Source organism: Bacillus aquiflavi (assembly GCF_019915265.1).
Classification (GTDB): Bacteria; Bacillota; Bacilli; order Bacillales; family Cytobacillaceae; genus Bacillus_BT; species Bacillus_BT aquiflavi.
Genome location: NZ_CP082780.1, coordinates 3,345,260 through 3,363,804 on the forward strand (window position 1 = coordinate 3,345,260; position 18,545 = coordinate 3,363,804).

Here is an 18,545-nt window from a genome sequence, read left to right on the forward strand (position 1 = left end):
AAACAAATTGTATACTTTAATATGACAAATTCCTATAATATGGTCAATATCATTTATTCCACCAGCGGATTAGAAAATATGAACCAAGTAATAGATTGTAAATCTGTACGCTTCTTCATTTATAATCCTTTATTTAACCCCTTGCTAACTGCCTCTTTTTTCATTAATGGCAGAAGGATCACGATCCCAACAACTAGGAGTAATGCCGATGTTTCGTATAAATAAATCATTGAAAAATGGGTTTTCAGCCACCCGGAAGCTGACATTGTGATAACCATAGCCCCCATAAATAGAGGATTCAATATGCCATTCACTCTGCCTATAAAAGTTTCCTCCGTGTTTTGCAAAATCATCGTATTAATTCCTATATGGATACAAGGCATAAACAAACCGGACAAAAATTGCGCAGTTAAAGTTAGCCAAAATATTGTCGACAAGCCCATTCCAATTGTTCCAATAGCGCTTGCTGTCAAGCCGATTGCCAATAGGATTTGCGGCTGTACTTTCCTTGACATCCCTACAGTGATTCCGCCTCCAAGGATCATCCCAACTCCAAAAGCTGCCATTAGCCATTGTAAGTCTTCTTTTGGGAGACCAAGCCTTTCTGTAATCAAAAATACTCCTAGCGGCTGCGTCAATCCGATTGCCAGCCCCGCAGCGAAAAAACAACCTCCAAGAAGTGATAATATCCTGCTGTTCTTTACATAACGGAAGCCTTCCTTTATTTCTTGTATCAAAGTTGTTTTCGGTTTTTCCTCCACTGTTGCTGGATCTGGCGGCAGCATAAGCAGAACGGCTGCCGAGCATAGAAAAGCAATACCCATGATAGCAATAGCAACCAGAATACCAAAACGGTGATATACAAAAGTTCCCAAAACCGGACCTAAAATCATAAATAAGGCAAAGACGGTTTGATACATAGACATCCCCATCTGAACTAATTCGGTTGGCACGTGCAACTTAAACAGCTTCATACCGGATGGCTGCGAAAACTGGGAAAGAATAGATGAAACTAAAGTAGCAAAGAAAATGACTTTCCAACCTGCAAAAATTAAAGTGAGAAGGACTACAAAGACAGAAATAGCACTTAACACATCACACCAAATCATTGTCCTCTTTGGTCTCCACCTGTCGGCAAAAGCTCCTCCTATAAAAGAGAACAGAAAAATCGGAGAAAATTCAGCAACAGATATTAACGATACCGCAACTGGATTTTCATTCGTTTTTTCAACTACATATAACAAGATGGAATAGTTTCTCACCCAAATCCCAATCTGAAGAAATAGCACGGACAGTAAAATGGTCCTTATGACCTGATTTTGGAACAATGATCCTATATGTAATTTTTGATTACCTGTTGATTCTGACATAACATGCCTCCTTTTCTAATAGGGCTTTTAGAATACAATCATAAATTGATTATTTTAACATTGCAACTATTTTTAGTTCTCAATTTTTGTTTATTTTCATTATATCTATACTTTTCGTGTTCTCTAAGGTTGGTCTTTATCTTTATTAACAGTATGCTTACAGCAAAAAATCAAAGTCTCCTATGTTGACTTCAAATTTTACTTTAACCAATATTGACTTCCATCTGATTTTCTATCCATAAATCCGTACTTAATGAAGTATCTTCTGATCAAGACATAATCTTCATAAACGCCTATTAACAATTGATTTAATTCCTTTTCTTTTTAACAGCTCTACCATTGCCAAAAATACTTTAGCCTGCCGTTCTTTCTCTTTTAAGGCAAAACGGTGATGACGGATAGTAAATGCACTTCCAATTCCTAATTCTTCTTGTATTTCCTTATCTCTTTTTCCTTGATAAAAAAGACGAAGAAGGTTGTTTTGATGTTCAGTAGTACCAGTGAATTTCCTATCCATTCCGATCAAGTAATTAAAAACTGATTGATGAATATTTTCAATATGAACACGCATATATCGTTCAGCTTCATCTAACATATTATCGTAAAGATAAACAATTCCCATTCCCCAATTCTTTACCAAACAGAAGACGTACATATGACTCTTTTTCCTCAATATATCCGCGCTTAAGCTCTGACAGTGAGGCATTCCAAAAAGAATCTGATATTTCCACTTTTAAGCACACCCAATCATGTTTTAATCAAACCAACATCATTTAAACTGAGCTTGAATATACTTCTCAAAGTTCAGGATCATGATTAAAAAATGCGATTTTTTTGTCCGCCAGCCTCTTTCGAATCTTTAGTAACATGATTCAGTGCAATTAATGACCTTATTTATGCAATAAAATCCTTTTAATCTGTTGTTTCCATGTCATTAAAAGCGTATTTTCATTTTTTCGTATGATCACTCACACTTCTACAAACCTCTTTTATCTGTAAAGATTTCGAATTGCTTGGTTAGGAAAAATCACCCGGTTCAAAGGATATAGAAAAAACATCGTCTTCAATTTGTCGGAACCCATCTTTTCAATTTTCCTCCTATGATCGCCGGCTATTACGTTTTATATGGCAGATTGGATTGTGCCGTTTGCTTCAATCCCTGGAGGGTTCGTTCAGAATGTGATTAGAACCGCTGTTGCCATTCCGATTTGTGTCATGTTAAAAAAAATATCACTTTTCGATTAATAGTTTTAAAATGCAGACGTATAATGTAACAATAAGTTAACATCTAATAAAAAAATGCGCTAAACTACCTACCTTAAATCTGGTAATATTATAGTAAACTTGGAAGGCGTTGATATTCATTACCAAAGTGTGGGGGTAAAGTGAATGGGTTTAGTAAAAAAGACAGATAAAGAACAAGGTAATCAATTCAAACTGCTTGCAAATCGGTGGTTTTTTATTTCTGGCATGATCATTATTATTGTCCTAATATTTGCGGGAATGAGTTATTATCAAACAACCCGATTCAATTCGAACGTCATGATTAATGGCATAAAAGTCGGCGGACTGACGGCTGAAGAGGCAATAAATAAATTAAAAGCCTCAAAATTAAAAAACAGAGTCTTTATAGAAGAGCAACTCATCTTAGATGAAAAAGATACACCAATGCCTTTTACGGATCAAGATAGATCTGAGGTTAAGAAATTATTGAAAAAACAACGGACGTTTTTCCCTTCCTCAAAAGTGAGAAATTATTCGTTGACACCTAAAAAGGCGGATCAATTTCGAAGTCAAACGATGAAAAAGCAAGTTGAAGAAAAGCTGCTATCCATGAATGAGAGCTTAAAAGGACCACAAGATGCAGTGGTAAAATGGGAACAGGACAAAATTGTCATCTCGGAAAGTATAAATGGGGAGCAGTATGATGTCGCCGCTTTATTAAAAGATTATCAAAAACAAATATATTCTAGTGATATCCATCTAAAACCCGTATTTATTCAGCCAATCAAAGCAGACGATCCGATTATTAAAGAAAATACAAAAAAATTGGAGAATTTCATGCAACAAACACTTGAATATAAGGTGCAGGACAAAGTGCATCTTTTAAAAGCAAGTGAACTCATTAAAAGTGCCTCCATTTCAAAAGACGGGAAGGTAACAATTATCGAAAGTGACATGAAGAACAAAATAGCTGAAATTAATGATTCACAATCAACATTAAATAAAGATTTTACATTTAAGACGCATTCAGGCAAGGTCATTTCAGTTAAAGGACAAGGTTATGGGTGGGCAATAAATGTTGAGAAAGAAACGGCGATGATTCATGAAGCTTTTGAAAACGGAAAAGAATCGATTTCTGCTTCTAATATTTACGGAAATGGTTGGAACAATGAAGGGGTCGGCTATGAAACGACAACGAATAATGGCATTGGTGATACGTATGCTGAAGTATCACTTGCGGAACAGCGTATTTGGATTTATAAAAATGGGGAACTGGTAGTCACAACGAATGTAGTGACCGGGAAACAGAGCACGAATGAAGGAACATCTCCTGGAGTTTGGTATATCCTATATAAACGAACACCATACACACTTAGGGGCAGTGCAGTAGGGAATCCTAATTACTCCGCTGACGTAAACTACTGGGCGCCATTTACAAACGACGGGCAAGGATTCCATGATGCCAGTTGGCGAACAAACTGGGCAAATGATGCCTATCTTTCGGATGGTTCGGCCGGATGCGTCAACACGCCCCCAAGTGAAATGAAAAGCGTGTATGATCATCTCAACACTTACGATCCGGTTGTTGTTTATTAAGGAATAAGAAGAAGGACGGCTCTCTTCCTCAGAGGAAGTGCAAGGCCCGTCCTTTTTCTTAAATCAAAATTTAATTTACCTATGATAGCTGTAATTGTAACTCTCTGCTTAGACCAAGTATCCGTGATGTTGAAGTATGAATCTCCTCGAAAAGCTCAGGATTTTCCATAAGTGATACGCCATAAGAAGGAATCATTTCCTTTATTTTTGGTTCCCACTCTTTCATATGTTGCGGGAAGCATTTTTCTAATACTTCAAGCATAACGTGAACAGCGGTTGAAGCACCTGGAGAAGCCCCAAGCAATGCAGCGATTGAGCCATCAGCAGCACTAACAACTTCTGTACCAAACTGAAGAGTGCCTTTGCCTGCATCCGTATCTTTGATGACTTGTACACGCTGTCCTGCTACCACTGTATCCCAATCCTCAATTTTGGCATTCGGAATAAATTCGCGTAATTCTTCCATGCGCTTTTCATTCGATAACATCACTTGCTGGATCAGGTATTTTGTCAATTTCATCTCTTTTACACCTGCTGCCAACATTGTGAGGACATTATTTGGTTTTACAGAACTGATCAGATCAAGATTTGAACCCGTTTTTAAAAACTTTGGTGAGAAACCGGCAAACGGTCCAAACAACAAAGTTTTCTTATTGTCAATAAATCTTGTATCCAAATGAGGGACAGACATTGGAGGAGCACCTACCTTGGCTTTACCGTACACTTTTGCCTCGTGCTGTGCTATAACCTCCGGATTTTTACAGACCATGAATAGTCCGCTCACAGGGAAGCCCCCAATATGTTTTGATTCAGGAATACCCGTTTTTTGCAGTAAAGGTAAACTTCCGCCCCCAGCACCGATAAAAACGAATTTTGCAATATGGTATTGAATTTCTCCGCTTTTAATATCTTTTACTTTCACTTTCCAAGAACCTTCGCTTGTACGTTTGATACTTTGTACACTATGTTTGTAGTGAACTTCAACATTTTTTCTCTTTAAGTGGTCAAACAACGCACGTGTTAAAGCACCAAAGTTGACATCCGTTCCAGAGTCAATTTTTGTTGCCGCTATCGGTTCGTTCGATGTACGCCCTTCCATAATAAGCGGAACCCATTCTTTCAATTTTCCAGGATCATCGGAAAATTCCATTCCTTGAAACAGGGGATTGTTTGATAATGCCTCAAAGCGTTTTTTCAAAAACGTTACATTCTTTTCCCCTTCTACTAAACTCATATGTGGTAAAGGCATAATAAATTCTTGCGGGTTTTGAATTAGATTGTTGTTTACAAGATAAGACCAGAACTGTCTAGAAAGCTGAAACTGTTCATTCACTTTTACAGCTTTTCTAATATCTATGGATCCGTCAGATTTTTCGGGTGTATAGTTAAGCTCGCACAGTGCAGAATGGCCTGTACCCGCATTGTTCCATTCGTTAGAACTTTCTTCTCCTGGGCCCGCGAGTTTCTCAAACACTTTGATTTCCCATTCTGGTGCCAATTCTTTTAATAAGGATCCTAAAGTCGCACTCATAGTTCCTGCACCAATTAAGATAACGTCTGTTTTAGTTTGTTTGACGCTCATTTTTCTACCTTCCTTATATCTTAAAATACTATGAACAAATGTTTTTACTACATCAATTAAATCCTTATATATTATAACATATTTCCTATATATTATATCACAATTATTTATAGTTTAATATATAGATACTATTATAATAATTACCAATGAAAAATGTATTGCTATGTTTGTTATCAAGGCGTTTGACCAAACTTATCGATCATAAAATCAATAAAATACCTGCTAGCAATTGGTAATTTTTTTTTATTTTTATACGCAATCCCGATCGTACGGACAATGGGAGGAGTGATTTCCTTTGTTACAAGGCGATAGCTGACTTTATTAAGGATGAGCTGTGGCAAAATAGAAATTCCTAGATCATTTTCGACCATGGACATAATTGTATAATCATCATGTACGCGATATTGAATATTTGGATGTAAATCATTCTCTTTAAAAATTTCCAATGGCTCACTTAATTCGCCTTCCTCTAAAAGGATAAAGGGTTCCTTTGAAATATCCTCCAAAGTGACGATCCTATGATCCGCAAGCGAATGATGAACAGGAAGCACTGCCAACATTTCATCTTCTTTTAAAGGAACGGTTTGCAATCCCCCCGCTGCTTTTGGATTTACGAAACCAAAATCTACACTTCCCTCTTTAATGTACTGCACGATACTTGTGTAATCACCTTGCTGTAATTGAAAATGAACAGACGGATAAATTTGTTTAAAATCCTTCATTAAACTTGGCAGCCAATGACAAGAAACGCTAGAAAAAGTCCCTATTCGAATATTTCCGCTTTCAAGCCCGAGCATCTCCTTACTTTTCTCCATTAGTTCTCTCTATATGAATGATGAATATTTGTGATAAAGGGGAAAAAATTCCCTCCCATCAGGGGTTAGTGTGACCCCTTTGCGGGACCGAGAGATTAACATTGTAGAAAGTTCATCCTCTAAAGTTTGAATCATCTGGCTAACAGCCGATTGCGAATATCCCAATTCTTCCGCTGCTTTTGTAAAACTTCCTTTTTCAACGACCTTCATAAAGACTTCATAACGATTCATTAAGCTCCCCCTTGCATTAGAAATTCTAATATATAAATCATACATATTAATTTTATTAATGTAAATTTGTATGGTAATCTATATAAATAATTTCAAAATTCACAATGTTGATTAAAAAATCCCTTAGAAGGTGGCACCATTGGAGGAAGTATAGATGAAAACTAACCGGAGAGCATGGAGAAGCGGGATAAAGGTCGGCATTCCAATTGGACTTGGTTATTTTGCGGTTTCCTTTACCTTTGGAATTATTGCAAAACAAGCAGGACTCAACCCGTTTGAAGCAGGTATTATGTCTGCGACGAACTTCACGTCAGCTGGCCAATTTGCGGGACTTACGTTAATTGCCACTGTTGCAACAATATTGGAAATTACATTGACACAATTGATTATTAACTCCAGATATTTTCTGATGTCTTTTGCCTTATCGCAAAAGATTGATCCAAACACGCCTTTTTTCCATCGACTTATTTTGGCGTTTGGAATAACGGATGAAGTTTTCGGGGTATCCGTGGCCGCTCCTGGGAAGTTGAACCCCTTTTATACTTATGGAGTGATGAGCGTGGCATTACCTGGATGGGTGCTTGGCACACTTTTGGGGATTATTTCTGGAAATGTCTTGCCAGAAAGATTGATGAGTGCTTTAAGTATTGCCTTGTACGGAATGTTGCTTGCCGTAATTATCCCTCCTGCCAAAGGAAATAAAATCTTGTCAGGATTGATTGTGATTTCGATGGGGCTAAGCCTTTTATTTGCCGTACTCCCATTCCTTCAGACCATTTCATCTGGAGTGAAAATCATCGTCTTAACGTTTCTTATCGCCGGCATTGCAGCCTTTCTATTTCCCATAAAGGAGCATTCTCATGAATAATGTGTATGTCTATATATTAGTGATGGCAGGTGTAACCTATCTCATCAGAGTGCTGCCGCTCACCCTTGTCCGTAAAGAAATTACAAATATCTATATTAAATCATTTCTATACTACGTCCCATACGTAACGTTAGCGGTCATGATTTTCCCAGCTATATTAGAAGCAACGGCTACACCTTGGTCCGCATTAGTTGGCTTTGCGGTAGCTATTCTTTTTGCCTATCGCGGGGCCAGCTTGATAACCGTTTCGCTTTTGGCTTGTTTAGCTGTTTTTGTGGTAGAGTTGGTTTTGTAGTACGTGAAGTTTTTTTAGGGGTTATCGTTATTTTTCCGTGTTATTTCTATCAACAAAACCATGATAAAGAAAAGCCCGTAACTCTATCCAACTTAGAATTTCGGGCTATTTTTCAGTATAAATATTAACGGCCGAGTATTATATTAAATCTTGCATCAACCTAAAGCTGTAACAACTGTCCTCATGTCGTACACGCATTGAACTCCAAAAGAGCATTTTCAATCATGGCATTACACATACAATAATTGCAACATTCAAAGAGGAAGTGTTTATAAAACCAAACAGTAGGATTGATCATCAAATTTATAAGTGCGATTTGAAATTTTAATCGTAAATATTAAGAAGTCCTTTTCTTAAAAAGAAATTTGTATGAAAAACACACTAATATTAATACTAGACCTAAAAATGCAGTGAAAAACGGATAGCCTAAAACAGGATATCCTAACCAACCATCCGTGTAATATCCTGCTCCTCCATAAATAGGCGGAACAAGTTTTGTCTGTAACTTATTTTTGTTTTTATAAGTGAAACTATCTTTCGTTACAGTCCCATCTTCTTGGATCGTAAATGACAAAAACTTAAGTTTTTCAACTAGAACATGCCCTTCAAGGTCTCCATTGGGGAGCTTCTTCACTTTAGCTCCGTTCTTTTGTAGAACAATGACGAAAGATTGCTTACTAGTTTCTTTATTTTCAACAATCCAATCAGAAACATAATACTCATATTTATATAAACCTTCAAATCCAAGTTCTATTCTTACAGGATAATTTCTCAGCACATGTTTCGTTTCACCATTAATTAAAATATAAACATCTGCTATATTTACAACAGTATCCAATGAGTCTTTGTATGGTTCATCATCCTTTAATTTAAGATAAACATTTATTTTGGTATTAGCAAACTGATAACGATCATCATATATTGCTAATTCTCCCTATTTCATTTATTAATGGGGATATTTCTAAAAATCATTCTCACGTGAAACATTTATTATATCGCGATTGAAATCTTACGTTACCGTTTAAACGAATCTATAAAGCAAAGCTTAAATATTTCCATTAAAGAAATTTCCCTCTTAACTTAATGAATATCAACATCCAGTTTGATTATTCACGGAGGTCAATTTTCCATAAAAACGCTTTTGAAATTTTTTGTGCAATATTTAATATTTCAGCCTTTAATATGGCATTAATGTTCTCTGGTATGTCAATCTCAATTAAATTTATCTCTACAAATTCAGTTGGAGAATCATACGCATAATGACCCTGTTCATTAGCTTTAATTCCTCTCATGATGATTCTGTTGCCACTTAATTCTTTAGTAAACACTAATGTGCTTAGTTTAGAACAATTCAGTTTAAACATTAAGAATTCTTCAATAACATCCGTTTTTATAGTTGAAGCAAATTTATCTGAATGAATACTGATGTAATCATACATATAATTCCCCCTCGTACGATGATTTATTGGGTATTCAACAATCAATCTATTTATTCCTCTAGGCTTTTACCTTTTTAAGCTAAACTGCTTCATTACTATTAAGTACAATTCTTCCTCATTTATATTTTTCTAGTTTTTTACATAATTTAAAAAATATTTTATGATTCAAATCAATTTCAAAGGTATTTTTTTATAATAACTATTATTTATTTAAAATAATTCTAATTTAATATTGACAAATAATAAATCCTATATGATAATTATTATTGAATTAGAATTATTATAATTTATTAAAAAAACATGTAGGAGGAAATAAATTATGTCTTTAATTGGAACAGAAGTAAAACCATTCAAAGCAACTGCTTATCAAAATGGGGAATTTATTGAGGTTACTGAAGAAAACTTAAAAGGGAAATGGAGTGTAGTTTGCTTTTATCCAGCAGATTTTACATTCGTGTGTCCAACTGAGCTAGAAGATCTACAAGATCATTACGAAGCCTTAAAAGAACTTGAGGTTGAAGTGTACTCCGTTTCAACAGATACTCATTTTACACATAAAGCTTGGCATGATTCATCAGAAACAATCGGCAAAATTACTTATCCGATGATCGGTGATCCTTCACATACAATTTCTCGGAACTTTGACGTTCTAGTTGAGGAAGAGGGTCATGCCGACCGCGGTACTTTTATAATCGATCCCGACGGTATCATTCAAGCTGTTGAAATTAATGCAGATGGCATTGGGCGTGACGCCAGCACTCTTATTAACAAGATTAAAGCAGCACAATACGTTCGAAACCATCCGGGTGAAGTTTGCCCAGCAAAATGGAAAGAAGGTTCTGAAACACTAAAACCAAGCCTTGACCTAGTAGGAAAAATTTAAGGGGTGACAACATATTATGCTAAATGCAGAGATAAAAGCACAATTAAATCAATATCTTCAACTGATGGAAGATGATGTACTGATCAAAGTTAGTGCAGGATCCGATGAGATATCTAAAAACATGTTAGAGCTTTTGGATGAAATAACAACAATGTCATCGAAAATTACTGTAGAACACACTGAGCTGCCAAGAACACCAAGCTTTAGTGTAAATCGGGTAGGGGAAGACACCGGAATCACTTTCGCCGGTGTCCCTTTAGGGCATGAGTTTACTTCATTCGTATTAGCTCTGTTACAAGTTAGCGGAAGAGCCCCAAAAGTCGATCAAAACGTAATTGATCAAATTAAAAGCATTAGCGGTACGTATCATTTTGAGTCTTATATTAGCCTAAGCTGTAACAACTGTCCTGATGTTGTGCAAGCATTGAACTTAATGAGCATCTTCAATCCTGGCATTACACATACGATGATTGATGGTGCGGCATTTAAAGAAGAAGTAGAAAACAAAAACATTATGGCAGTACCAGCAGTTTACCTAAATGGAGAATTCTTTAACAGCGGACGTATGACACTTGAAGAGATTCTTGCCAAAATGGGAAATGCTCCGGACGCAGCAGAGCTTGCGAATAAAGACCCATACGATGTTCTTGTTGTTGGGGGCGGTCCAGCCGGTGCAAGTGCAGCGATCTACGCAGCACGCAAAGGCATTCGTACCGGCATTGTTGCTGAACGTTTTGGCGGTCAAATCATGGACACAATGGGTATCGAGAACTTCATTAGTGTTAAGTATACCGAAGGTCGCAAGCTTGCAGCCAGTCTTGAAGAACATGTGAAAGAGTATGAAATTGATGTGATGAATTTACAGCGCGCGAAACGTTTAGATAAGAAAGACTTCATTGAAATTGAACTAGAAAACGGTGCAGTTTTAAAGAGTAAGACTGTCATTCTATCAACAGGTGCTCGTTGGCGCAATGTTGGTGTACCAGGCGAAACAGAATTCAAAAACAAAGGTGTAGCATACTGCCCTCATTGTGATGGTCCATTATTTGCAGGCAAGCATGTAGCGGTTATTGGCGGCGGGAATTCTGGCATTGAAGCAGCGATTGATCTTGCAGGCATTGTAAAACATGTAACAGTTCTTGAGTATAATCAAGAGTTAAAAGCTGATGCTGTATTACAAGAACGGCTTTACAGCTTGCCAAATGTAACTGTTCTAAAGAACGTTGAAACAAAGGAAATTACCGGCACCGACAAGGTAAACGGCATTACCTACATTGAACGTGATACAGAAGCAGTCAAACAGATTGAATTGCAGGGAGTATTTGTTCAGATTGGCCTAGTACCAAATACCGATTGGTTAGGTGACACGATTGAACGTAATAAAGTCGGTGAAATCGTGGTCGATAATCGTAGTGCTACGAGCATACCTGGAGTGTTTGCAGCAGGAGACTGTACGAATAGTCCATACAAGCAGATTATTATTTCGATGGGATCAGGTGCGAATGCGGCTTTAGGTGCAGTCGACTACCTCATCCGAAATTAATTTAGCGAATCATCGGTGTAGATCTTCCCGTACGATTGATAAACTAGTGTCCCACAAACCGATTAATTTTGTGAAAGTCGCTTCACTATCTGGCTGATAGTAAAGCGACTTTCTTTTCAAGGAGTTTGTCTTATTCTGTAATGATGTAGTCCTGGTTTAGTTAGAATTTAACTGCTAAAAAAGCTTACTAGCCTCTAAATCAGCAGCTTCCTTGCTTTTTCATGAGCGACTGATGTCTTGATTAGTCGTTCCGAGTACTTACTTGTTCATAGATAAACTGGAAAAAACGTTGGGTATAGTGCTGATGTGATCCTACAGATTAAAAAATAAGAAAAAACTTCTTTATAGTTTTGGCACCGATAAAAACTTTCCCGAAACAGCAAGCGCTTATCGCATTAAGCTAATATTACAAAAAACGTGGACAAAATTATCGTGGCTTGCATCGAATTTACTTTGATAAATGGTATGAATGGGTGGTGCGTTCCGGTTAGGGACCAGTAATTTCTCTATACTTTGATAGACAGCATGTCGTAGCTCAGGTGTATTTCCATCTAATCTATTCTGAGATAACTTTATTGAATTTTTTATAGTCTTTAACAAATTTACAACCTGTTTAAGTAAACTACGCTTAAAATATCAATAACACTCTCTCTTCAGTCACCCTTTCGCCCAATTATTATCTCGGTTTTTAAAATTTTTCTTAAAAATTTATAGTGAGAAGCGAAAAAGCACTTACACATTAGCCTTCATTTTAGGGGTGCATGTAGAAGCAAAAGCTATACAATAAATTGCTATATGATGATTCACACTTGAAAGGGCAAAATTTTTTCCTTTTAGTCTCTATAAAAACATTGGTATCATAACATTTTTATCTTGATTATTTTATTTTAATTTGTTAAAAGAAACGAAAGCGCAAAAAATTTGACCTCTATTCTGTAACAGCTCACAGGATTATTTTTTTCATTCTCTAAATTTTAGGTTAATATTTCCAAAAAGTAATTTTTAACGTCTTTACCACAGATTTTTTTCCCATCGATTATAATTACAGAATCTTTTATACTATCTATATTTTTAAGTTCCTTAAAAATAACGTTAATAAATTTACACTTCTCATAGGAAACATCCTTTAAATCTATATTTTCAAAAATAACATTTTCGAAAGTTACTTTTTTAAAATATCCACTTTCAAACTTAGTTGATTTTATTTGTGAATTTTTAAATATTGAACCTATAAAAATTCCCCTGAAAAAGTTACAGTCCTTAATAAGCGTTTCATTAAAATTGGTATGGTTTAGCTCAGATTTAATAGAAGATGAGCCTAAGATTTCAGAACTAAGGAATTTGGAATAGGATAAGTTATTAGAACTTAAATCAATTTTTTCTAATTTTACATTTGTTAAATAACGTTAATGATTCCCGAATTAGATAAATCTAAATCATTTAATTTTAAATTTATAAAAGCATCGTCTTTTTAAAAAAGTTGTTCTCCTTTATCTTCAGACAAACTCTCATTCCATAATAAATGTTTTCTTATTTTGTTTTAATTTGTCATCCATACTTTATCTCCTTTTTATTTTGGCCATATTTCAAACCCCATAGAATTTAAGCAACAATATGAATCTAGCAAATAGATTAGGGCTTTTGTGTTGGTTTTACATGGAGTGACCTTGTTTGTCAGAGCCAGCCCCATAATGCTGGTTTCATGGCTCAAGAATATATGCCCGCAGAGGCTCTGTTTCAAACCATCTTAGACATAAGAAACACATTGAAAAGGAAGTATCCCAAAACGGATCACAACCCTTATAATGATTGTTTTAAAGAGTGTTGACATTCCAACTTAAATATATTTGATATAATCGTTCAAAATACAAAAAAAAGTGAAGAAAAACATTTTTTCTCCATCTAGACAACTCCTTTATGACAAAAAATACCTCTCTAAATCTTTTTTATTAACTGGATAAACCGTTCCTGTAGGATCATTATATTCATTTCCATCAATATTTTCAGTCCATCCACAAGCTGCACATTCTAATAACAGCTTTTCTTTTCCATCATTATTTTTTAACAATATATATCTTAACTCATCGTTTGGAGTTATTGGACAATCTTTTCCCGAATATATTGTTATCATATCCCACAAGGTATCTCGAATAGACATCACTAATGTATCTATATCATCATAATCTCCCCTCAATCTTTTTTCCTCTAATGGTAAAGATATATCAGGATTTTTAACTAAATAGTTATCTGGATTAAGAGTTATCAATACGTTTAAATCCCATTTTTCTAAAATAGTATCCGTGAAAAACTCTCTATTTTGATTTATAAATCTCACAAATGCTAAATAATAACTTTTAAAATCCTTTAAATTATTTTTATTTGAAAATATAGAATAATATTGTTTTAGTAGGTCTTTATCAAGCAAACCATTTTTTTTCATAATATTCTCCTTCAATAAAGTTAAATTATCTCTTGGGTATTCATCTACATCTTATAGTAGTAACATCTTACAAGGATCTATACAGAGTATTCTTACAAGCAATTATCCGCCCTAACGACCATCCTAGTATATTCTGATAAGAAATGTATGATCGAGCTCAAGGGCTTTACATTTCACATGTTCATGGTCCCTCACCCTTCTATATCTCCCCAGATTGGAGTCCATGAACTCCTTATCCTATGTATCCTGCGGTAGAGACCAGAAATGCTACTATTATTTAAGTTTAGGAACAGGATACGCAGTAATTAAATTTCCCGCTCTATCAGTATATATTTCTATATAACTCGTGGGTTTTCCACCATATTTTAGTGCGGTGTTTCCAACAATTTCGCCAGTATCAACAACACGTTTATATTGTCCTCCTGGTATTTCTGTTACTTTTGAGCTCACAACTTTTTTAGATTGAAGTATTTGTTTTAATCTTTCAGGAGTCACTAAAAAAATAGAGCGGCTATTTGCTAAAGGCCTATTAAAATGACCTTCATAAATATGCTTAAATCCAGCTGACACAGGTTCTCCTGATTTCCTAAGCGGAGTAAATCTAGTAGGACCATTTGTAACATTAATTCTAGATTGTACTATTCCTACATGTAGGTTAGCTCCGCTGGCTTTCTTACTAACATCCCCAACACTTACCGACACTTTCCCACCACGACTGTCTCCAAACGCTTCCTTACTCGCTTGGTGGATTCGATTGTACAAGTCATCCATGACATTGTATGGAATCGGATTAGCTGTGCCTGTGGCAAAAGCGGGAGTTAATCCTTTAGTAATCGGTATCGGTGGGGGATCTTATTTGGTGAAGTTGTCTTTTCGAGTTTTACTGCTTAATTTGCTTTTTATCGGTACGCTTAATGACATAAAAAAGCTCCCCAAAGTAATCAGATTTTTTTCCTTGTCACCTTGAGAAGAGCATTATATCACTTTACTTGACATTCACTTGTTTTTTTAAAAGTTCCCTTCGTAAAAAATTCTACACCAACACTTACTATAATTACCCATATAATGAATAGTTTTACATATGTTATCAAAAAATATGATAAACAATTTTTCCAAAGTTCTCTTAATTATAGGATTACTTATATTTTATACGATTTAGTAAACCATTCGTAATTGGTCTCAATTCCCTTTTTCTCCTCATTATCCAATCCATGGTATTTCTCATTAATTAACTTTAATGTTTCTTTTTCTATTAATTTACCAAATTTTCGATTACTCTCCATTGATAAACCATCCATTATTTCTCCAAGAACGACTGATGGGAAAATATCTAAATATTTTTTGGTTAATTCTAAAGCTTTATCTTTATCAGAACTAAAAAGAAGACTCATAGCTGTTGCCTGAAGGTATTTATCCCCTAACCTATTTTCAATAATATTGTTGCATAATTTACTAGCACATTTATGTTCTCTTATGGATAATTCACTCAGCGCTGTTCCTACTTCATCATAATTTTCCATTTTCTCTACAATATTTATTAACTCACCATCAGACATTCTTTCTGCATAATCTTCAAAATTTACTAATCTGTCTACTTCATAATTAGATATATTATCTTCTTTCATTGATTTTTCTCCTTACTTTATTGGAATCAATTTAATAGTTGATAAATATGGCTTTCCGTCTACCAAGCTCCAAGTAGTTAAAACTTTTAACTTTCCATTTGGTCCTTCTAAAACACTAGGCACATCTACCCTATTATTTGCTGTAACCTTTTTCCCTACCTCCATGATGTTATCCATAATCATTTTATTATTAACTGTAGTATCATTTAATCCTATAGATGTTAATTTTTCCGACATATCTTGAGATCTTTGGACATTATGTTTCATATTTTCCAGCTTTTTTATTCTCTTTTGGTTTTCAGGGTTTTTATCAAAAACTTTTCTTTGATTTTGTTTAAATTGTTTCAAATCAAATAACTCTCTTTTAATAGTTTCTAAATCTCCATTAACTTTGCCTCGCATATATTTCTCTATTTTATCAACAGGTATTATAGTTTCACCGTTTGTATAGACCTTTATTTTTTTTCCACTAGATGGAGCAGTTATTTCTTCAAATTTAAATTTGTTCACTTCACTGGCTTTCTTACTAGTTCCTCCAACTTCTATGGACACTTTCCCACCACGACTGTCTCCAAACGCTTCCTTACTCGCTTGGTGGATTCGATTGTACAAGTCATCCATGACGTTGTATGGAATCGGATTAGCTGTGCCTGTAACAAAAGCCGGAGTTAAGCCTTTATTAATCGGTATTGGTGGGGGGATCTTATTTGCAACATTTCCTACTTTTCCAACATGACCGAGTTTTGCAGCGTTTCCAAGCTGACCTGCTCTACTTAATCCTTTATCTCCGATTACGCCAATCCCAATTGTTGTTAAACCATAGGAGAAGAATTCAGCGCGGCTGTGGGCATCACCGTTGATGACATCTCGATTCCAGGCGTTTTTCATCCCTTCCCACATATATTTTGGGAAATTGATTACTTTATCCTTCATTTCTTCTAGCCTTTTCTTTGGGTCATGGATGAGTTGATAAGCGAAGATGGCTTTTTCAATATAATTAATGTCACCCGGTTGTAAATTTTTCTCGGCAAATTTGTATAGAGAAACGAGACCGTCTATCGTATCACCAAGAGCTTTTCCCATTCCATCAATGACACCTTCAAATGCACGATCAACGGGTGAAGTAATGACACCATCCCTTATTTCTTCGGGGATTGCTGGAACAACTTCATAATGAACTTTACCAGATCTGTCGGCTTCCATCACAATCAAGCCGTCTGCATATACATGATATTTGATACTGTTGTCGTTTCCATATGCCTCTCTTTCGACTGTATTGATTGGCTCAAGTCCGACCTTTTGCACTAAGCTACCTAAAAGCTTGCGATAAGCCTCGCTTGTCATCATTTTTGATACGCTGTCATGAGAAATTGGCAATTGACCGTTTTGAGTCATCCAATAGCCAACATCATTTTTTTGAATACGCTAAATTATTTTTCATTATCTATTTTTTCTATCGAAAATGGTGAAGAAGTTATTCCTATATATTTTTTTCGGTACACGTATTTCTTAATGTTCCTGATTTAATTTTTACTCCTTTCATACAATATCTATCTTTTAATGCTTTATTGATAATGAACCATTTCATAAGGATAAAATGGAATGTCTTTTAAATCACTATCATCAAGCTGTAGTATCTTCGCTATGCACCACTCTCATAACTCCAATAGCCATTATAAATATCATTTTTATTTAGATGTGAATCGTACCACCCAGTATCATTATGACCTTGATACCATTTCTCCTTTAAATAATATGTTAATAGTTTTAATGCCTCATCTTTGTCTTTTGCATTAGTTACATCATAGAGTACGCTATACGGTCTGTAAATAAAAACTCTTTTGCTGTTTTCCTCCAATTTTTATCTATAGAATTAAATAAAAAATGAACTAAATAATCATTTAAATTAGCATTTTGAACTAGCTTTTGTAGTTGATGAATATTGTTTTGTGAAACGTTAATCATAACTCCAATAGATAACATCCATACTAATCTAACATAACCACTTTCTTTATTCCAAATTTTACCCATTACTTCAATAATCTCAGGATATAATAATTTAATTTCATCAATTGGAGCTCCCATAGAGTATAAACAATTTAATTTATTAAAGTAACTATTCTGAATGACAATATATGCTCTTTTCAGTCCAGCATCCTCTTCTCCTCGTTGTATTCTTACTTTATCCGCCATTGCTTTATACTTCATTATTTTACGATTTTCATTTTCTAAATACTTTTTGAAATAAGTTATATTTTTAAGATTATCTCTCACTTTATTTTCTTCACTCCTGCTTTTCTATTTTTCCTAATGAATTTAAAACAGATTCAGAAGCCATTGCGCCAATATAATACATCGGCGAGAAAATTAAAGCGCTTAAATCATCAAATTAAAAATCCAGATGTTATCCTCCATGGCTAGCGAGTTAAGATTGAGTAAAAATAAGCCTGTTCAATTATGAACAGGTTTTACAATGTTAGTGGCTAATTATCTAATCTATTTTTCAATCTTTGGTATAGTGAGATTGACTAGAAATCACTACCATACAGAAGAGAATTTATTTGTATCTTCCAAGGTATCCTTATTAATTTCAGATAATAGAAAATCCTTTAATTTATTTAGCAAAATCACCGT

The 18,545-nt window shown here is 35.0% G+C and carries 17 protein-coding genes and 2 pseudogenes; 6 read left to right on the forward strand and 13 right to left on the reverse strand.

The features are described from left to right. Positions 1 to 119: 119 nt before the first annotated feature. A complete protein-coding gene (locus K6959_RS16210; RefSeq protein ID WP_163242894.1) occupies positions 120 to 1,370 on the reverse strand; it encodes an MFS transporter in 1,251 nt (416 codons plus the stop codon). 198 nt (positions 1,371 to 1,568) lie between these two features. Continuing rightward, a pseudogene (locus tag K6959_RS16215) lies at positions 1,569 to 2,101 on the reverse strand (DUF2087 domain-containing protein). Positions 2,102 to 2,759: 658 nt separating this feature from the next. Between K6959_RS16215 and K6959_RS16220 the strand changes: the two are divergent. After that, complete coding sequence (locus tag K6959_RS16220) at positions 2,760 to 4,190, forward strand: L,D-transpeptidase family protein (RefSeq protein WP_163242893.1); 1,431 nt, start codon at positions 2,760 to 2,762, stop codon at positions 4,188 to 4,190. A gap of 79 nt (positions 4,191 to 4,269) precedes the next feature. Here K6959_RS16220 and K6959_RS16225 read toward each other — a convergent pair whose 3' ends face one another. The 3 genes from K6959_RS16225 to K6959_RS19395 form a co-directional block, all read right to left on the reverse strand. Next, complete coding sequence (locus tag K6959_RS16225; RefSeq protein WP_163242892.1) at positions 4,270 to 5,772, reverse strand: malate:quinone oxidoreductase; 1,503 nt, start codon at positions 5,770 to 5,772, stop codon at positions 4,270 to 4,272. A gap of 173 nt (positions 5,773 to 5,945) precedes the next feature. Then, positions 5,946 to 6,587 (reverse strand): LysR family transcriptional regulator substrate-binding protein, encoded by a 642-nt coding sequence (locus tag K6959_RS16230; protein ID WP_262421812.1) that lies wholly within the window; start codon positions 6,585 to 6,587, stop codon positions 5,946 to 5,948. Between the two features lie 9 nt (positions 6,588 to 6,596). Then, on the reverse strand, positions 6,597 to 6,818 hold the full coding sequence (locus K6959_RS19395) for a LysR family transcriptional regulator (RefSeq protein ID WP_262421813.1): 222 nt from the start codon (positions 6,816 to 6,818) through the stop codon (positions 6,597 to 6,599). A gap of 154 nt (positions 6,819 to 6,972) precedes the next feature. On the opposite strand from K6959_RS19395, the gene K6959_RS16235 reads away from it, so the two are divergent. Then, positions 6,973 to 7,686: an AzlC family ABC transporter permease gene (locus tag K6959_RS16235; RefSeq protein ID WP_163242890.1), complete on the forward strand. Its 714-nt coding sequence runs from the start codon at positions 6,973 to 6,975 to the stop codon at positions 7,684 to 7,686. Beyond that, entirely contained in the window at positions 7,679 to 7,981 is a 303-nt protein-coding gene (locus K6959_RS16240) for an AzlD domain-containing protein (protein ID WP_163242889.1), read from the forward strand. Before K6959_RS16235 ends, K6959_RS16240 begins: the two co-directional genes overlap by 8 nt. 337 nt (positions 7,982 to 8,318) lie before the next feature. Here K6959_RS16240 and K6959_RS16245 read toward each other — a convergent pair whose 3' ends face one another. Together K6959_RS16245 and K6959_RS16250 are read right to left on the reverse strand one after the other, a co-directional pair. Further along, the gene (locus tag K6959_RS16245) at positions 8,319 to 8,819 is read right to left on the reverse strand and encodes a hypothetical protein (RefSeq protein ID WP_223087039.1); all 501 of its coding nucleotides are present in this window, start codon (positions 8,817 to 8,819) and stop codon (positions 8,319 to 8,321) included. 268 nt (positions 8,820 to 9,087) lie between these two features. Continuing rightward, positions 9,088 to 9,420 (reverse strand): hypothetical protein, encoded by a 333-nt coding sequence (locus K6959_RS16250; protein ID WP_223087040.1) that lies wholly within the window; start codon positions 9,418 to 9,420, stop codon positions 9,088 to 9,090. Positions 9,421 to 9,739: 319 nt separating this feature from the next. Here K6959_RS16250 and ahpC point away from each other — a divergent pair, with 319 nt between their 5' ends. Both ahpC and ahpF read left to right on the forward strand, forming a co-directional pair. Further along, positions 9,740 to 10,303, forward strand: a complete 564-nt coding sequence (ahpC, locus tag K6959_RS16255; protein WP_163242886.1) for an alkyl hydroperoxide reductase subunit C — start codon at positions 9,740 to 9,742, stop codon at positions 10,301 to 10,303. Positions 10,304 to 10,316: 13 nt separating this feature from the next. Then, positions 10,317 to 11,846, forward strand: a complete 1,530-nt coding sequence (gene ahpF / locus K6959_RS16260; protein ID WP_163242913.1) for an alkyl hydroperoxide reductase subunit F — start codon at positions 10,317 to 10,319, stop codon at positions 11,844 to 11,846. Between the two features lie 1,915 nt (positions 11,847 to 13,761). On the opposite strand, the gene K6959_RS16270 is transcribed toward ahpF, so the two are convergent. Both K6959_RS16270 and K6959_RS16275 read right to left on the reverse strand, forming a co-directional pair. Next, on the reverse strand, positions 13,762 to 14,286 hold the full coding sequence (locus K6959_RS16270; protein WP_223087042.1) for a hypothetical protein: 525 nt from the start codon (positions 14,284 to 14,286) through the stop codon (positions 13,762 to 13,764). 273 nt (positions 14,287 to 14,559) lie between these two features. Continuing rightward, positions 14,560 to 15,048 carry a hypothetical protein gene (locus K6959_RS16275; RefSeq protein ID WP_223087044.1) on the reverse strand — a complete coding sequence of 163 codons (489 nt, stop codon included), beginning with the start codon at positions 15,046 to 15,048 and terminating at the stop codon, positions 14,560 to 14,562. Between K6959_RS16275 and K6959_RS16280 the strand changes: the two genes are divergently transcribed. After that, on the forward strand, positions 15,041 to 15,253 hold the full coding sequence (locus K6959_RS16280; RefSeq protein ID WP_223087046.1) for a hypothetical protein: 213 nt from the start codon (positions 15,041 to 15,043) through the stop codon (positions 15,251 to 15,253). The genes K6959_RS16275 and K6959_RS16280 overlap by 8 nt on opposite strands. A 172-nt stretch (positions 15,254 to 15,425) precedes the next feature. Here the strand turns inward: K6959_RS16280 and K6959_RS16285 are convergent, their stop codons facing one another. The 4 genes and pseudogenes from K6959_RS16285 to K6959_RS16295 form a co-directional block, all read right to left on the reverse strand. Beyond that, a complete protein-coding gene (locus tag K6959_RS16285; protein ID WP_163243265.1) occupies positions 15,426 to 15,911 on the reverse strand; it encodes a hypothetical protein in 486 nt (161 codons plus the stop codon). Positions 15,912 to 15,923: 12 nt separating this feature from the next. Next, on the reverse strand, positions 15,924 to 17,306 hold the full coding sequence (locus K6959_RS16290) for a hypothetical protein (RefSeq protein WP_163243264.1): 1,383 nt from the start codon (positions 17,304 to 17,306) through the stop codon (positions 15,924 to 15,926). A gap of 170 nt (positions 17,307 to 17,476) precedes the next feature. After that, positions 17,477 to 17,769: pseudogene (locus tag K6959_RS19400) on the reverse strand (PoNe immunity protein domain-containing protein). After that, positions 17,709 to 18,185, reverse strand: a complete 477-nt coding sequence (locus tag K6959_RS16295) for a DUF1910 domain-containing protein (protein ID WP_262421814.1) — start codon at positions 18,183 to 18,185, stop codon at positions 17,709 to 17,711. The pseudogene K6959_RS19400 and the gene K6959_RS16295 overlap by 61 nt, the downstream one beginning before the upstream one ends. Positions 18,186 to 18,545 lie beyond the last annotated feature (360 nt).